Source organism: Geodermatophilus marinus (assembly GCF_003428645.1).
In the GTDB taxonomy this organism is placed as follows: Bacteria; Actinomycetota; Actinomycetes; order Mycobacteriales; family Geodermatophilaceae; genus Geodermatophilus.
Genome location: NZ_QVQH01000026.1, coordinates 1 through 14,224 on the forward strand (window position 1 = coordinate 1; position 14,224 = coordinate 14,224).

The following is a 14,224-nucleotide window of genomic DNA, read 5'->3' on the forward strand; positions in this document are numbered from 1 at the left end:
GCATCGGTAGAACCCGGCGCGGAATTCCCGCAGTCGATCGGCGGCCTCCGCGGCCGAGACCTCGCCAACGCCGCCTTGCGGGTGAACACTGTCCATCACGGCCACCGGTGATCGTTTGCAGCTCGCAACTCCAAAGGATCACCCGGTGGCCGCCCTCATGCCAGCCCCCGGATCACGGTCCTGTCATTCGAGGACCCACGGGGTTAAACGACAAGCTCAGATGCCCTGGATCATCTTCGTCTCGAGGAACCCGCTGATGCCCTCGGGGCCACCCTCGCGGCCCAGCCCCGACTGCTTGAAGCCGCCGAAGGGCTGGGTGACGCACATGCCCCAGTCGTTGACGTAGATCTGGCCGGTGCGCACCTGCCGGGCGATCCGCTCGCCGGCCTCCCGGTCGGCGGTGAAGACCGCGCCGGAGAGGCCGTACTGGGAGTCGTTGGCGATGCGGACGGCGTCCTCGACGGTGTCGTAGGGGATCACCACGATCACCGGGCCGAAGATCTCCTCCTGCGCGATGCGCATGGCGTTGTCGACGTCGGCGAAGAGCGTGGGCTGCACGTAGTAGCCCGTGTCCAGCCCCTCGGGCCGCCCCCCGCCGGTCACCAGGCGGGCGCCCTCCTCCAGGCCCACCCGGATGTAGCCCTCGACGCGGTCGCGCTGCCGCTCGGCGGCCAGCGGGCCCAGGACGGTGCCCTCCTCGCGGGGGTCACCGACCGGCACCGACTCCATGATCGCCTTGACGTTCTCGACCACCTCGTCCTGCTTGTCCCGGGGGACGACGAGGCGGGTGAGGGCGGCGCACACCTGGCCGGAGCTGCCGATGCCGGCGAAGGTCACCGTCTGCGCGACCGAGGCCATGTCGGCGTCGGGGAGGACGATCGCGGCCGACTTGCCGCCGAGCTCGAGCGTCACGCGGGCGATCCGCTCGGCGCACAGCGCCATGATCCGCCGTCCGGCGGCGGTGGACCCGGTGAAGGAGACCTTGTCCACGCCGGGGTGCTTGACCAGGTACTCCCCCACCTCCCGGCCGCCGGGCAGCACGCTGACCACGCCCTCGGGCAGGCCGGCGGCCTCCAGCGCCTCCGCGAGGAGGAACACCGACACCGGCCCCTCGGGCGCCGGCTTGAGCACCACGGGGCAGCCGGCGGCCAGCGCCGGGGCGATCTTCAGCGAGGCGGTGGCGACCGGACCGTTCCACGGGATGATCACCGCGGCGACCCCCACCGGCTCGCGCACGATGGTGACCTCGGTGCCGTCGGGCAGCGTGCGCCGCTCCTCGGTCTCGAGGGAGGAGGCGAGGGTGGCGGCGTCGTCCCACATCGCCGAGGCGTTGGCGTGGAACGCCTTGCTGATCATCGCCGGGGCGCCGATCTCGACGGTGAAGGACGCCTCCATCGCCGGGATCCGCTTGGCCACCTCCTCCCCGACCCGGCGCAGGACGGCGGCCCGGTCGGCCGGTGCCATCCGCGGCCAGGGGCCCTCGTCGAAGGCCTTGCGGGCCGCGGCGACGGCGGCGTCCATGTCGGCGGGGCTCGCCGCCGGGACGGTCGCCACGACCTGCTCGGTGATCGGCGAGACGACCTCGATCACCTCGTCGGTCGCGGGCGCCACCCACGAGCCACCGATGAAGAGCTTGTCGAACGAGCGGACGCCGGCGTCGGCGCGCTCCTGGACGGCGGTCATGCGGATCCTCCTGGGGTGGGGGTGCGCTCAGGCATCGAAGCCCTCGAGCTGGGGCGGGGTGAGCGCGGAGATGCGGCGCTCGGCGATCCGCCAGCCCTCGGGCGTGCGGCGGTAGACGTCCTCGTTGAGGGCGATCGCCTTGAAGGCGGCACCGCTCTTCGTGTGCCCCTCGGAGAACACGTAGTTGGTGCCGCGCGCGGTCACGCCGTCCCCGTCGAAGTCGACGACGTGGTTGGTGATGATGTGGAACTGGTCGGCGATCGCCGCGGCGTCCCGTTCGAAGAAGCCGAGGATCTCCGCGCGGCCGGCGAACCGCTCCAGGCCCACCGCGGTGGCGTCCCAGACGGCGTCGTCGGTGAACGCGGAGGCCGCCTCGGCCGGGTCGAAGCGGTCCAGGCCGCGGGCGTAGACGTGCGTGGCCCGCTGGATGTCGAGCAGGTCGGCGGTGCGGGTGTCGGCCGGGGTGAGCGTCATCGTCGCCCCCTCAGTGGTCGTAGACGATGACGCCGCGGATGTTCCTGCCCTCGCGGAGGTCGGCGAAGGCCTCGTTGATGTCCTCGAGCCGGTAGGTCTTCGTGATCAGCTCGTCGAGCTTGAACTGGCCGTTCTTGTACATGTCGGCGATCAGCGGGATGTCGTTCTTCGAGTTCGTCGTCCCGTAGAGCGAGCCCTGCAGGCGCTTGCCCGACATGGCGAAGCTGAACAGGTCGAACTGGACGTCGCGCTGCATCACCGGGGCGGCCGCGGTCAGCACGATGACGCCGCCGCGGCGGGTCAGCTGGTTGGCCTGCTCGACGATGTCCCCGCGGGCGACGTCGACGGTGATGATCACCCGGTCGGCGCCCTGCCCGTTGGTCATCCGCTCGATCAGCTGCGCGGCCTCCTCGAACGAGGCGACCGGGTGGGTGGCGCCGAACTCCTTGGCCTTCTCGCGCTTGAAGGCCACCGGGTCGACGGTGACGATGTTCTTGGCGCCGCGGTGCGCCGCGCCCTGGACGGCGTTCATGCCGACGCCGCCGGTGCCGAAGATGACGACGGTGTCCCCGAGCTGGATCTCGGCCGCGTAGACCGACGAGCCCCAGCCGGTGGGGACGCCGCAGCCGATGAGCGAGGCCGGCATCAGCGGGATCTCGGGGTCGATCTTGACCACGGCGTCGACCGGGACGGTGGCGTAGGGCGCGAAGGTGCCCAGGTAGCTCATCGGGCCGACGCCCTTGCCGCGGGCGTGGATGCGGTGCGTGCCGTCGGGGGCGAAGCCGGCCAGCACCCCGGCGCCGAGCTCGCACATGTTGCTGCGGCCGGCCACGCACATGCGGCACTTCCCGCACGAGGGCAGGAACGACATCACCACGTGGTCGCCCTCCTGGAGGTCGGTGACCTCCGGGCCGACCTCGGTCACCACCCCGGCGCCCTCGTGGCCGCCCAGGATCGGCGCCCACGGCAGCGGGATGTCCCCGGTGTCGAGGTGGTCGTCGCTGTGGCAGATGCCGGACGCGGCCAGCTGCACCGTCACCTCCCGGCGCTTGGGCGGGTCGATCTCGATCTCCTCGACGCTCCACCCGGAATTCGTGCCCGGCTCCCAGAGCAGTGCTCCCACGGTCTTCACGTGCAGCTCCTCGTGTCGGCGGCCGGGGGCACCGTCGCCCCCGGGTTGCCGGTGACCCTAGCCACATCCCTGCGCAGGGATCCAGAGTCCCTGCGCATATTTCGGCGCTTTCCTCGCCGACATGCCGACTCGTCGACGGCGACGCGCCGCACCCCCCTTGATGCCTCCGCATACATGCGCCTAGTTTGCGACGCACGTCACAGGCTGCCCGGCAGAGGGGCCGGAGCGGCGCCGAGCGGAAGGCGAACGATGGCACTGGACGAGGCGACGACGGCACTGCTCGCGCAGATGGCCGAGAGCGGCACCAAGCCGCTGCACGAGATGACCCCTGAGGAGGCCCGCGGGCTGACCGCGGCCCTGGGCGAGATGTACGGGCCCGGCCCGGACGTGCACCGGGCGGAGATGACCTCCGCACCGGCCCCGGACGGGTACGCGATCCCGCTGCACGTCCTCGTGCCCAGCGAGCGACCGCGCGGCGTGCTCGTCTACTACCACGGCGGCGGCTGGGTGATCGGCGCGCTGCCGGAGTTCGAGACCCTCGGCCGCACGCTCGCCGTGCGCACCGGCTGCGCCGTCGTCCTGGTCGACTACCGGATGGCGCCCGAGAACCCGTACCCGGCGGCCGTCGACGACTCCTGGGCGGCGCTGCGGTGGGTCGACGAGCACGTCGAGGACATCGCCGGGGCGCGGGTGCCGCTGGTCGTCGCCGGCGACAGCGCGGGCGGGAACCTCGCCGCGATCGTCGCGCACAGGGCGCGCGACACCGGTGGGCCGGCCCTCGCGATGCAGGTCCTCGTCTACCCGGTGACCGACTGCAACCTGGACAACGAGACCTACCGGGACCCGGAGAACCAGACCCTGCTGACCAAGGAGTCGATGGCCTGGTTCTGGGACCTCTACGCCCCCGAGCACGCCATGCGGCAGAACCCCGACGCCTGCCCGTCCAAGGCCGACGACCTCTCCGGGCTGCCGCCGGCCGTCGTCCTGCTCGCCGAGCACGACGTGCTCCGCCAGGAGGGCCAGGAGTACGCCGATGCGCTGGCCGGCGCCGGGGTGCCCGTGCAGAGCCTCGTCTTCGACGGCCAGATGCACGGCTTCTTCACGATGGTCAACGTGCTGCCCGGCAGCGAGGCCGGGATCGCCTACGTCGCCGAGGCCGTCGACCGCCAGCTCACCGCCCAGCCCGCCTGACCGACAGGAGCACGGACCCATGACGCAGAAGGACCACCAGCCGTCGAGCACCGCGGTCAGGGGCATCCCGGAGGTCGACGCCGTCGTCGTCGGCGCCGGGATGTCGGGCCTGTACATGCTGCACAAGCTGCGCGGCCTGGGCCTGACGGTCCAGGTCTTCGAGAAGGGCGACGGCGTCGGGGGGACGTGGTTCTGGAACCGCTACCCCGGCGCCCGCGTCGACGTGAAGAGCATGGACTACAGCTTCTCCTTCGACCCCGACCTGGAGCAGGAGTGGGAGTGGACGGAGAAGTACCCGCCCCAGGACGAGCTGCTCCGCTACATCAACCACGTGGCCGACCGCTTCGACCTGCGCCGCGACATCAGGTTCGAGACGACGGTGACCGAGGCGGTCTTCGACGAGGACGTCGACCGCTGGCACGTGCGCACCGACCGGGGCGACCAGCTCTCGACGCAGTAGGTGGTCATGGCCACCGGCTGCCTGTCGGCGTCCAAGGTGCCCGAGGTCCCGGGGCTCGACCTCTTCCGCGGCCGCTGGTTCCACACCGGGCACTGGCCGAAGGAGGGCGTGGACTTCAGCGGGCAGCGGGTCGGCGTCATCGGCACCGGCTCCTCCGGCGTCCAGGCCATCCCGCTCATCGCCGAGCAGGCGGCCGAGCTGACCGTGTTCCAGCGGACGCCGAACTTCGTGCTGCCGGCCCGCAACCACCCGATCGACCCCGAGCACCAGCGGGACGTCAAGTCGCGGTACGCCGAGGTTCGCCAGGCCGCCCGGGAGTCCGGCTTCGGCATCGCGGTCCCGACGCCCACGAGGTCCGCGCTCGAGGTCGCCCCGGAGGAGCGGCAGGCCCGCTACGAGAGCGTCTGGTACGACGAGGACAACAACCTCGTCGACATGCTGGTCAGCTACAACGACATGATCACGAGCCAGGCGGCCAACGACACGGCGGCGCAGTTCGTGCGCGACCGCATCGCCGAGATCGTCGAGGACCCGGAGACCGCCGCCGCCCTGCAGCCGCACGACCACCCCTTCGGCACCAAGCGGCCGTGCCTCGGGACCAACTACTACGAGACGTTCAACCTGCCGCACGTGCGCCTGGTCAACGTCCGCAAGACGCCCATCGTGGAGATCACCCACCGGGGGCTGCGCACCACCCAGGAGGAGTTCGAGTTCGACGACCTGGTCTTCGCCACGGGCTTCGACGCGATGACCGGCGCGCTGACGGCGGTCGACATCCGGGGCCGCGGCGACGTGAAGCTGGAGGACAAGTGGCACGCCGGCCCGCGCACCTACCTGGGCATCCAGGTGGCGGGCTTCCCCAACCTGTTCACCATCACCGGGCCCGGCAGCCCGTCGGTGCTCTCCAACATGATCACCTCGATCGAGCAGCACGTGGAGTGGGTGGCCGACGCCATCGCCTCGATGCGCGCCGAAGGCCTGTCGACGATGGAGCCCACCGTCGAGGCCGAGGACGCCTGGACCGCCCACGTCGACGAGGTCGGGCACATGACGCTCTACCCGACCGCGGACTCCTGGTACATGGGCTCGAACGTGCCCGGGAAGCCGCGGGTGTTCATGCCCTACATCGGCGGGGTCGGCGTCTACCGGCAGAAGTGCGACGAGGTCGCGGCCAACGGCTACGAGGGCTTCGTCCGCAGCGGTGCCCGCCAGGCGGTGGGTGCCGGGCGACCGTCGTCCCCGGCCGGCTGAGCCACCCCGGGGGGCGGGACGACGGCCGTCGTCCCGCCCCCCGGCAGCTTCCTTGACGCCGATGTCAACGCCCTCCTAGGTTGTGAGACAGGTCACGACGACCTCCGCCACCTCGCCCCTGGGCTCGCGGCCGGGCCCGCAGGGACGTTCTCCCCGAGGAGGGCCCTCCATGACGCAGTCCGCGCACGCCCACACCCCCGACGGCACCGCCCCGCGCACCGTCGACGTCGTCGTCATCGGCGCCGGGTTCTCCGGCATGTACCTGCTGCACCGGCTCCGGGGCCAGGGATTCGCCGTCCAGGTCTTCGAGATGGCCGACGGCGTGGGCGGCACCTGGTTCTGGAACCGCTACCCGGGCGCGCGCGCTGCGACATCAACAGCCTCGACTACTCCTACTCGTTCGACCCCGACCTCCAGCAGGAGTGGCACTGGACGGAGAAGTACCCGACCCAGCCGGAGATCCTGCGCTACGCCGACCACGTCGCCGACCGCTTCGACCTGCGCCGGGACATCCGGTTCCGCACCCGCGTCGAGTCCACCGTCTGGGACGACGACACCGAGCGATGGGTGGTGCGCACCGACGCCGGCGACGAGGTCTCGGCGCGGTTCGTCGTCCACGCCTCCGGGTGCCTGTCGATCTACAAGAGGCCGGAGATCCCGGGACTGGAGAGCTTCCGCGGCCCGTCGTACCACACCGCCCGCTGGCCGCACGAGGGTGTGGACTTCACCGGGCAGCGGGTCGGCGTCATCGGCACCGGCTCCTCGGCGATCCAGGCCATCCCGCTGATCGCGCAGCAGGCCGCCGAGCTGACCGTCTTCCAGCGGACGCCGAACTTCGCCATCCCCGCGAACAACCACGAGTACCCGCCCGGCCACCAGGAGGCGGTGAAGGCCCGGTACGACGAGCACCGCGAGCGGGCGCGCGCGTCGATGCTGGGCGTGCCCTACGAGATGCCGGAGAGGTCCGCCCTCGAGGTCGACGAGGAGGAGCGCCGGCGGCGGTACGAGAACGCCTGGTCCAACGCGGACAACGTGCTGGCGGACATGTACCTGGCCTTCACCGACACCCTGTCCGACCAGGCGTCCAACGACACCGCGTCCGAGTTCGTCCGGCAGCGGATCCGCGAGATCGTCGCGGACCCGGACGTCGCCGAGACGCTGTGCCCCAAGGACTACCCGATCTGCACCAAGCGGCTCTGCGTGGCCACCGGCTACTACGAGACCTACAACCGCGAGAACGTCCGCCTGGTCGACCTGCGCAAGACCCCGCTGGTCGAGATCAGCCCGGCCGGTGTCCGGACCACCGAGCGCGAGCACGAGCTCGACGCCCTGGTGCTGGCCACCGGGTTCGACGCGCAGACCGGCGCGCTGACGGCGATCGACATCCGCGGCAGGGGCGGCCTGCCGCTGCGCGAGAAGTGGTCGGCCGGGCCGCGCAGCTACCTGGGCATCGGGGTGGCCGGGTTCCCCAACATGTTCGTCGTCACGGGGCCGCAGAGCCCCTCGGTGCTCACCAACATGATGACGGCGATCGAGCAGCACGTGGAGTGGATCTCGGACTGCGTCGCCTGGGTCCGCGACCACGGCGTCCGCACCGTCGAGCCGACGGCGGAGGCCGAGGCCGACTGGGTCGCGCACAACGACGAGGTCGGCAACGCGACGCTCTTCCCGACCGCGAACTCCTGGTACATGGGCTCGAACGTCGAGGGCAAGCCGCGGGTGTTCATGCCCTACATCGGCGGGTTCGGCCCCTACCGGGACAGGTGCGCCGAGGTGGCTCGCAACGGCTACGAGGGCTTCCTGCTCGACGGCGCGCCGAGCGGCGCCCGCAGCGGCGACGCCGAGCCGGCCGGCATGAGCTGACGTCCGGGCGGAGCGGGGGGCGCGGGCGATGCGCCCTCCCGCTCCGCCCGGCGCGTCAGATCAGCAGGGTGCCCATGTCCACCGGCAGCGCGGTGCCGGTGACGTACTTCGCCTCGTCGGAGAGCAGGAACAGCACGCCGTCGGAGATGTCACCGGGCTCCACCGGGCCGCGCTCCATGACGTTGGCCATCCACCCGGGAGGGGCGTCGGCCTGCAGGTCCTTGGTGAAGAACTCGTTGACGATCATGGGCGTGCTCACGCCGGCCGGGATGATGGTGTTCACCCGGATCCCGTGCTTGCCCAGCGCCATGGCGTAGTTGCGCATGAGGGCGAGCACGCCGGCCTTGGCCGCGCCGTAGGCCATGTGCCCGGGGTTGAGCATCTCGGTCTTGTACGCGACCCCGCGGAACGTCGACGTGGACCCGGTGATGACGATGGCGCCGCCGCGGCCGCGCTCGACCATGCCGGGGGTGACCGCCCGCAGCGTGTAGAAGACGCCGGAGAGGTTCGTGGCGATCGTGTCGTGCCAGGCGCTCAGCCGCTGGGCGTGCGGGCCGGTCGAGGGCAGGATGCCGGCGTTGGCGCAGACCAGGTCGATGCCGCCGAGGCGCTCCTCGACCTGCGCCACCGCGGCGTTCACCTGCTCCTCGTCGCGCACGTCGCCGGTGATGCCGACGAACTCCCGGCCGTGCTCGCGGACGAGCTTCTCGGTCTCGGCGAGGTCCTCCGGCGTGGACATGGCGTACTGCACCGAGTCGAACTGGCGGGTGACGTCGATGACCGCGACGTCGGCCCCCTCGGCGGCCAGCCGGACCGCGTGCGAGCGGCCCTGCCCCCGTGCGCCGCCGGTGACGAAGGCGACCTTGCCCTCGAAGCGGTTGCCGGTGGAACGCCCCATGGTTGTCTCCTGTCGGTCGATCGGTTCGGGTCAGGCCGTGCTCGCCGCGGGCACGGGCTCGGGCTGCGGTGTGGGCAGCGCCCGGATGGCGGGCACCACCTCCCGGCCCAGCCGCTCGATGGCGGCGATGGTCTCCTCGGCGCTCATCGACGGCCACTGCGGGCGCAGGAGCAGCGGGTCGACCGGGAAGCGGGTGCACAGGTCGGTGAGCTCGGCGACGACCTCGGCATCGGTGCCCAGCACCGCGTGCTTGGTGACCGAGGCGACGAAGTCGGCGTCGAGGTCGTCGGCGCTGCCGGCGTGCTTCATGCCCTTCTGCGCGTAGGACAGGTACTTGCCCTTCGACTGCCGGGCGTACTCGACGACCGCCTCCTCCCGCGAGTCGGCGACCAGCACGTTGCGGCGCACCGGCTGCGGCCCGAACGGCTTGCCGCGGGCGGCGAAGCCCTCGCGGACGGCGGCGAAGCGCTCCTCGATCTCGGCGTAGGTGGCCTCCGGGGTCACCGGGAAGGCGTCGCCGAACCGGCCGGCCCGCCGGGCACCGGCGACGCTCTGCGCCCCCACCCAGATCGGCGGGTGCGGGTCCTGCACCGGCTTGAGGTGCGGGCGGACCCCGTCGAGCTGCCAGAAGCGGCCGGAGTGCGTGACCTCGTCCTGGGTCCAGAGCTTGACCAGCAGCTCGAGGATCTCGTCGGTGCGGGCGGCGCGCTCCTTGAACGGGATGCCGAGGTGGTCGAACTCCTCGGGCCGGTAGCCGATGCCGGCGCCGAACACCAGCCGGCCCTCGGTGACCACGTCCAGCGTGGCGAGCTCCTCGGCCAGCATGACCGGGTGGTAGAGCGGCGCGATCATGATCTGGGTGGCGAGCCGGGTCTCGCGGTCGCAGTCGGCCGCCAGCCGGGCCAGCAGCGGCACCGGCTGCAGCCAGCGCAGCTCGCCGTAGAGGAAGTGCTGGCCGATCGCGATGTAGGTCATGCCGTTGCGCTGGGCGGCCTCGACGATGCGGCGCACGTCGTCGAACTGCTTGGCAGGGCTGACCGAGGTGGGGACGTCGGAGAGCAGCATGCCGACGGCGACCATGGGGGACCTCTCTTCCGGGGGGCCTGCGGCTCAGCCGCGGGCGGGGCGGGTGAGCGCCTTGGCGAGCTGACCGAGCAGCACCTCGTTGCCGCCCTCGTAGATGCGCATCGGGCGGGCGTTGCGGTAGAGCCGCTCGATCGTCGAGCCGGTGGTCACCCCGAAGCGGCCCATCATCTGCACGCAGCGGTCGGTGACCCGGCCGGCGGCCTCGGTGGCGGCGACCTTGGCCATCGAGGACCAGTCCAGCGCCCCGAGCGGGTCGGCGGCGGCGCGGGTGGCGGCCGCGTAGGTGAGCAGCCGGGCCTGCTCGATCTCGCTCCAGCTGGTGCCGAGCATCTGCGGGATCGGGCCGAGCCGGGCCAGCGTGCTGCCGAACTGCTCGCGGGAGGTCGTGTGCGCCACCGCCTCGTCGAGGGCGGCCTGGGCGACACCCACCGCCGCGCCGGCGACCGACACCCGGAAGGTGGCCAGGGTCTGCAGCACCAGCGGGAAGGCCTGCCCGGGGTTGCCCACACGGGCGTCGGCGGGGACCCGCACGCCGTCGAAGCGCACCTCGCCGATGATGTGCGGGGCGATCAGGTCGGGGCCGGGGGTGACCGTGACCCCCGGGGTGCCGACCGGCACGAAGACCAGGGAGAAGCCCTGCTCCTCCTTGGCCAGCACGGTGAAGAAGGCCGCGGCCGGCGCGTTGGTGATGAAGGACTTGTGCCCGTCGAGCACCAGCTCGCCGTCCCGCTCGGTCAGCGTCGTGGTGATCGAGCGCAGGTCCGACCCGACGTCGGGCTCGGTGAGGCACAGCGCGGCGATGGCCTCGACCGCGACCACCCGCGGCAGCCACTCGGCCTGCACGCGCGGGGAGGCGGCGACCGACAGCGCGTAGCTGCCGATGCCCTGCATGCCGAACAGCGAGTCCAGGTGCGCCGACACCCCGCCGAAGACCTCGCGGACGACGGTGACGGCCAGGGGGTCGACCCGCTCACCGGCCCCGCCGTGCGCGGCCGGCACGGTCAGCGCCGCCAGCCCGCTCTCCTGCAGCGCCTCCCGCATGACCGGGTCGACGTCGGTCGCGGCGTCGGCCTCCCCGGCCCGCCAGCGGATCTTCTCGGCCACCTCGCGGGCCCGCTGCTGGAGCTCGCGGTGGGCGGTGGGCAGCTCGAACGACATCTGGTGGCCCTCCCCGGGTCGCGCCCGGCGTCGCCGCCGGGGTCCGACCGGCCGTCGGGCCGGACGTGGTCGGTATCCATGTTATTGGTGTTCATGGTTATTGTGTCAACGCCCACACCGCCTCCGGAGAGGACGCTACGGACATGACCTCCGCCGTGATCGTCGACGCCGTCCGCACCCCCATGGGCCGGGGCAAGGCCGGGGGTGCGCTGTCCCGGGTCCACCCGGTCGACCTGCTCGCCCAGGTGCTCTCCGCCCTGGCCGAGCGCTCCGGGCTCGACCCTGCCACGGTCGACGACGTCCTGGTCGGGTGCGTCGGCCAGAACGGCGAGCAGTCGGCCACCCCGGGCCGGCAGGCACTGCTGGCCGCGGGCTGGCCCGAGACCGTCCCCTCGGTGACCATCGAGCGCAAGTGCGGCTCGGGTCAGCAGGCGCTCGACTTCGCCGTGCAGGGCGTGGTCGCCGGCGCCTACGACGTCGTGGTCGCCGCGGGGGTGGAGTCGATGAGCCGGGTGCCGATGGGCTCGGCCCGGGGGGACGCCGATCCGCACGGGCCCCGGGTGCGCGAGCGCTACTCCCCCGGCCTGGTCCCGCAGGGCATCTCGGCCGAGCTGGTCGCCGAGAAGTGGGGGCTGACGCGCGAGCAGCTCGACGGCTACGCCGCCCGGTCGCACGAGCGCGCCGCCGCGGCGGCCGCGGGGGGCGCCTTCGACCGGGAGGTCGTGCCGGTGACCACGCCCGACGGGACGGTGACCGCCGACGAGACCATCCGCCCCGGCACGACGCCGGAGAAGCTCGCCGGGCTGAAGCCCGCGTTCGCCACCAGCCCGCACGCCGCCCGCTTCCCCGAGCTGGACTGGAAGATCACCGCGGGCAACTCCTCCCAGCTGACCGACGGCGCGGCCGCGCTGCTGGTGATGAGCGAGGAGCGCGCCGCGGCGCTCGGCCTGACCCCCCGCGGGCGGGTCGTGGCCAGCGCCGTCACCGGGGACGACCCCCTGCTCATGCTGACCGGGCCGATCCCGGCGACGCACCGGCTGCTCGCCCGGTCCGGCCTCTCGATCGACGACATCGCCGCCGTCGAGGTCAACGAGGCCTTCGCCTCCGTGCCGCTGGCCTGGCAGGCCGAGTTCGGCGTCGACGACGCGCGGCTCAACCCCCGGGGCGGCGCGATCGCCCTGGGCCACCCGCTGGGTGCCTCCGGCACCCGCCTGGCCACCACCCTGCTCGGCTTCCTCGAGGACACCGGGCAGCGGTACGGCCTGCAGACCATGTGCGAGGCCGGCGGGATGGCCAACGCCATGGTGATCGAGAACCTCTCCGCCACGCAGTAGGCGGACCGACCGGACGAGAGCGAAGGGCTGCCGCATGGACGTCACCGCAGGATCCGCCGTCGTCACCGGGGGTGCCTCCGGCCTCGGGCTGGCCACCGCCCGGCGCCTGGTCGAGAAGGGGGTGCCGACCGTGCTCGTCGACCTGCCCACCTCGGCCGGCGCCGACGTCGCCGCCGGGCTCGGGGGCGGGACGCGGTTCGCCGCCGCCGACGTGACCGACCCCGACGCCGTGGCCGCGGCGGTCGCGGCCGCCGACGAGCTGGCGCCGCTGCGCACGCTGGTGCACTGCGCCGGCCGCGGCGGGGCGATGCGCGTCGTCGACAAGGAGGGCCGGCCGGGCTCGCTGGAGTTCTACGAGTCGATCGTCCGGGTCAACCTGATCGGCACGTTCAACGTGCTCAGCCAGGCCGCGGCGCGGATGGCCGCGCACGAGCCGGTCGAGGGCGAGCGCGGGGTCTGCGTGCTGACCGCGTCGGTCGCGGCGTGGGAGGGGCAGATCGGCCAGCTGCCCTACGCCTCGGCGAAGGCCGGCATCGTCGGGCTCACCCTCGTCGCCGCGCGCGACCTGGCCAGCAAGCTGATCCGGGTCGTGACGATCGCCCCGGGCACCTTCGACACCCCGATCCTCGCCCGGCTGCCGGAGAACGTGCGGGAGTCGCTGGGCCAGATGGTCCCGCACCCGCGCCGGCTCGGCGTCCCCGACGAGTTCGCCCGGCTGGCCCTGGCCGTCGTCGACAACCCCATGCTCAACGGGGAGACGATCCGGCTGGACGGCGCGATCCGGATGCAGCCGAAGTGAGCGGCAGCGGGCACCCCGGCGAGGGCGGGGTCGTCGTCGAGCGGGACGGCGCCGTCCTCGTCGTCACGATCGACCGGCCGCAGGCGCGCAACGCCGTCAACCGCGCCGTCGCCGAGGGCATCGGCGCGGCGATGGACGAGCTGGACGGCGACGACTCGCTGTTCGTCGGGGTCGTTACCGGTGCCGGCGGCACCTTCAGCGCCGGGATGGACCTGAAGGCCTTCCTGGCCGGGGAGAAGCCGCACGTGCCCGGCCGCGGGTTCGCCGGGCTGGTGGAGCGCCCGCCGCGCAAGCCGCTGATCGCCGCGGTGGAGGGCTACGCGCTGGCCGGCGGGTTCGAGATCGCGCTGGCCTGCGACCTCGTCGTGGCCGCCGAGGGCGCGTCGTTCGGCCTGCCCGAGGTCAAGCGCGGGCTGCTGGCCGGTGGCGGCGGGCTGCTGCGGCTGCCGGTCAAGGCCGGGCTGCCCAAGGCGACCGAGTGGGCGCTGACCGGTGACCGGGTCAGCGCGGCCGACGCGCACGCGGCGGGGGTGGTCAACCGCCTGGTGCCCGACGGCGAGGCGCTGCCCGCGGCCCTGGAGCTGGCCCGGCAGATCGCCGCCAACGGCCCGCTGGCCGTGCAGGGCACCAAGCGCATCCTGGCCGAGGGCCCGGGCTGGCCGGCCGAGGAGGCCTTCGCCCGGCAGTGGGAGGTCTACGCGCCGATCCGGGCCTCGGAGGACGCGCAGGAGGGCGCGCGGGCGTTCACCGAGAAGCGGGCCCCGGTCTGGAGAGGCCGCTGAGGGGACGACCACCCCTCCTGGCCGCCGGGGCAGCGCCGGCCGCCTCGGCTGCCCGCCGGGGCAGCGCCGGCCGCCCCGGCGGGCAGGACACTCCGGTGCCGCCACCTACGTCA

Annotated in this window: 13 protein-coding genes and 1 pseudogene; 8 read left to right on the plus strand and 6 right to left on the minus strand. The window is 72.8% G+C overall.

From position 1 onward, the window contains the following. Positions 1–216: 216 nt before the first annotated feature. The 3 genes from D0Z06_RS20655 to D0Z06_RS20665 are packed head-to-tail and all read right to left on the minus strand — an operon-like array spanning position 217 to position 3,289. Positions 217–1,683: an aldehyde dehydrogenase gene (locus D0Z06_RS20655; RefSeq protein ID WP_117379436.1), complete on the minus strand. Its 1,467-nt coding sequence runs from the start codon at positions 1,681–1,683 to the stop codon at positions 217–219. Positions 1,684–1,710: 27 nt separating this feature from the next. Further along, on the minus strand, positions 1,711–2,157 hold the full coding sequence (locus tag D0Z06_RS20660; protein WP_117379437.1) for a nuclear transport factor 2 family protein: 447 nt from the start codon (positions 2,155–2,157) through the stop codon (positions 1,711–1,713). Between the two features lie 10 nt (positions 2,158–2,167). Beyond that, positions 2,168–3,289 carry an NDMA-dependent alcohol dehydrogenase gene (locus tag D0Z06_RS20665; RefSeq protein WP_117379438.1) on the minus strand — a complete coding sequence of 374 codons (1,122 nt, stop codon included), beginning with the start codon at positions 3,287–3,289 and terminating at the stop codon, positions 2,168–2,170. Positions 3,290–3,538: 249 nt separating this feature from the next. Here D0Z06_RS20665 and D0Z06_RS20670 point away from each other — a divergent pair, with 249 nt between their 5' ends. From D0Z06_RS20670 to D0Z06_RS20680, 5 genes and pseudogenes are all read left to right on the plus strand, one after another. Further along, on the plus strand, positions 3,539–4,480 hold the full coding sequence (locus D0Z06_RS20670; protein WP_117379439.1) for an alpha/beta hydrolase: 942 nt from the start codon (positions 3,539–3,541) through the stop codon (positions 4,478–4,480). A gap of 19 nt (positions 4,481–4,499) precedes the next feature. Beyond that, positions 4,500–4,940 (plus strand): flavin-containing monooxygenase, encoded by a 441-nt coding sequence (locus tag D0Z06_RS26520; RefSeq protein WP_233517853.1) that lies wholly within the window; start codon positions 4,500–4,502, stop codon positions 4,938–4,940. A 6-nt stretch (positions 4,941–4,946) separates the two neighbouring features. Then, entirely contained in the window at positions 4,947–6,191 is a 1,245-nt protein-coding gene (locus tag D0Z06_RS20675) for a flavin-containing monooxygenase (protein WP_233517854.1), read from the plus strand. 169 nt (positions 6,192–6,360) lie between these two features. Next, a pseudogene (locus D0Z06_RS27220) lies at positions 6,361–6,546 on the plus strand (NAD(P)-binding protein); the annotation flags it as partial. Positions 6,547–6,563: 17 nt separating this feature from the next. Further along, a complete protein-coding gene (locus D0Z06_RS20680) occupies positions 6,564–8,054 on the plus strand; it encodes a flavin-containing monooxygenase (protein ID WP_255419366.1) in 1,491 nt (496 codons plus the stop codon). Between the two features lie 55 nt (positions 8,055–8,109). Here D0Z06_RS20680 and D0Z06_RS20685 read toward each other — a convergent pair whose 3' ends face one another. The 3 genes from D0Z06_RS20685 to D0Z06_RS20695 are packed head-to-tail and all read right to left on the minus strand — an operon-like array spanning position 8,110 to position 11,196. Next, the gene (locus tag D0Z06_RS20685) at positions 8,110–8,952 is read right to left on the minus strand and encodes a mycofactocin-coupled SDR family oxidoreductase (protein WP_117379440.1); all 843 of its coding nucleotides are present in this window, start codon (positions 8,950–8,952) and stop codon (positions 8,110–8,112) included. Between the two features lie 30 nt (positions 8,953–8,982). Next, positions 8,983–10,032, minus strand: coding sequence for an LLM class flavin-dependent oxidoreductase (locus D0Z06_RS20690; RefSeq protein WP_117379441.1), 1,050 nt, complete (start codon positions 10,030–10,032; stop codon positions 8,983–8,985). Between the two features lie 30 nt (positions 10,033–10,062). Beyond that, a complete protein-coding gene (locus D0Z06_RS20695) occupies positions 10,063–11,196 on the minus strand; it encodes an acyl-CoA dehydrogenase family protein (protein ID WP_117379442.1) in 1,134 nt (377 codons plus the stop codon). 143 nt (positions 11,197–11,339) lie between these two features. Between D0Z06_RS20695 and D0Z06_RS20700 the strand changes: the two genes are divergently transcribed. The 3 genes from D0Z06_RS20700 to D0Z06_RS20710 are packed head-to-tail and all read left to right on the plus strand — an operon-like array spanning position 11,340 to position 14,111. Next, positions 11,340–12,530 carry a thiolase family protein gene (locus D0Z06_RS20700; RefSeq protein WP_117379443.1) on the plus strand — a complete coding sequence of 397 codons (1,191 nt, stop codon included), beginning with the start codon at positions 11,340–11,342 and terminating at the stop codon, positions 12,528–12,530. Between the two features lie 34 nt (positions 12,531–12,564). Then, positions 12,565–13,329, plus strand: coding sequence for an SDR family NAD(P)-dependent oxidoreductase (locus tag D0Z06_RS20705; protein WP_117379444.1), 765 nt, complete (start codon positions 12,565–12,567; stop codon positions 13,327–13,329). Then, positions 13,326–14,111, plus strand: a complete 786-nt coding sequence (locus D0Z06_RS20710; protein WP_117379445.1) for a crotonase/enoyl-CoA hydratase family protein — start codon at positions 13,326–13,328, stop codon at positions 14,109–14,111. Before D0Z06_RS20705 ends, D0Z06_RS20710 begins: the two co-directional genes overlap by 4 nt. Positions 14,112–14,224 lie beyond the last annotated feature (113 nt).

Coding starts and splice junctions, on each gene's coding strand:
- D0Z06_RS20705 (WP_117379444.1), top strand. CDS start 12,565: ATGGACGTCACCGCAGGATCCGCCGTCGTCACCGGGGGTGCCTCCGGC.
- D0Z06_RS20660 (WP_117379437.1), bottom strand. CDS start 2,157: ATGACGCTCACCCCGGCCGACACCCGCACCGCCGACCTGCTCGACATC.
- D0Z06_RS20655 (WP_117379436.1), bottom strand. CDS start 1,683: ATGACCGCCGTCCAGGAGCGCGCCGACGCCGGCGTCCGCTCGTTCGAC.
- D0Z06_RS20675 (WP_233517854.1), top strand. CDS start 4,947: ATGGCCACCGGCTGCCTGTCGGCGTCCAAGGTGCCCGAGGTCCCGGGG.
- D0Z06_RS20685 (WP_117379440.1), bottom strand. CDS start 8,952: ATGGGGCGTTCCACCGGCAACCGCTTCGAGGGCAAGGTCGCCTTCGTC.
- D0Z06_RS20670 (WP_117379439.1), top strand. CDS start 3,539: ATGGCACTGGACGAGGCGACGACGGCACTGCTCGCGCAGATGGCCGAG.
- D0Z06_RS20695 (WP_117379442.1), bottom strand. CDS start 11,196: ATGTCGTTCGAGCTGCCCACCGCCCACCGCGAGCTCCAGCAGCGGGCC.
- D0Z06_RS26520 (WP_233517853.1), top strand. CDS start 4,500: ATGACGCAGAAGGACCACCAGCCGTCGAGCACCGCGGTCAGGGGCATC.
- D0Z06_RS20700 (WP_117379443.1), top strand. CDS start 11,340: ATGACCTCCGCCGTGATCGTCGACGCCGTCCGCACCCCCATGGGCCGG.
- D0Z06_RS20690 (WP_117379441.1), bottom strand. CDS start 10,032: ATGGTCGCCGTCGGCATGCTGCTCTCCGACGTCCCCACCTCGGTCAGC.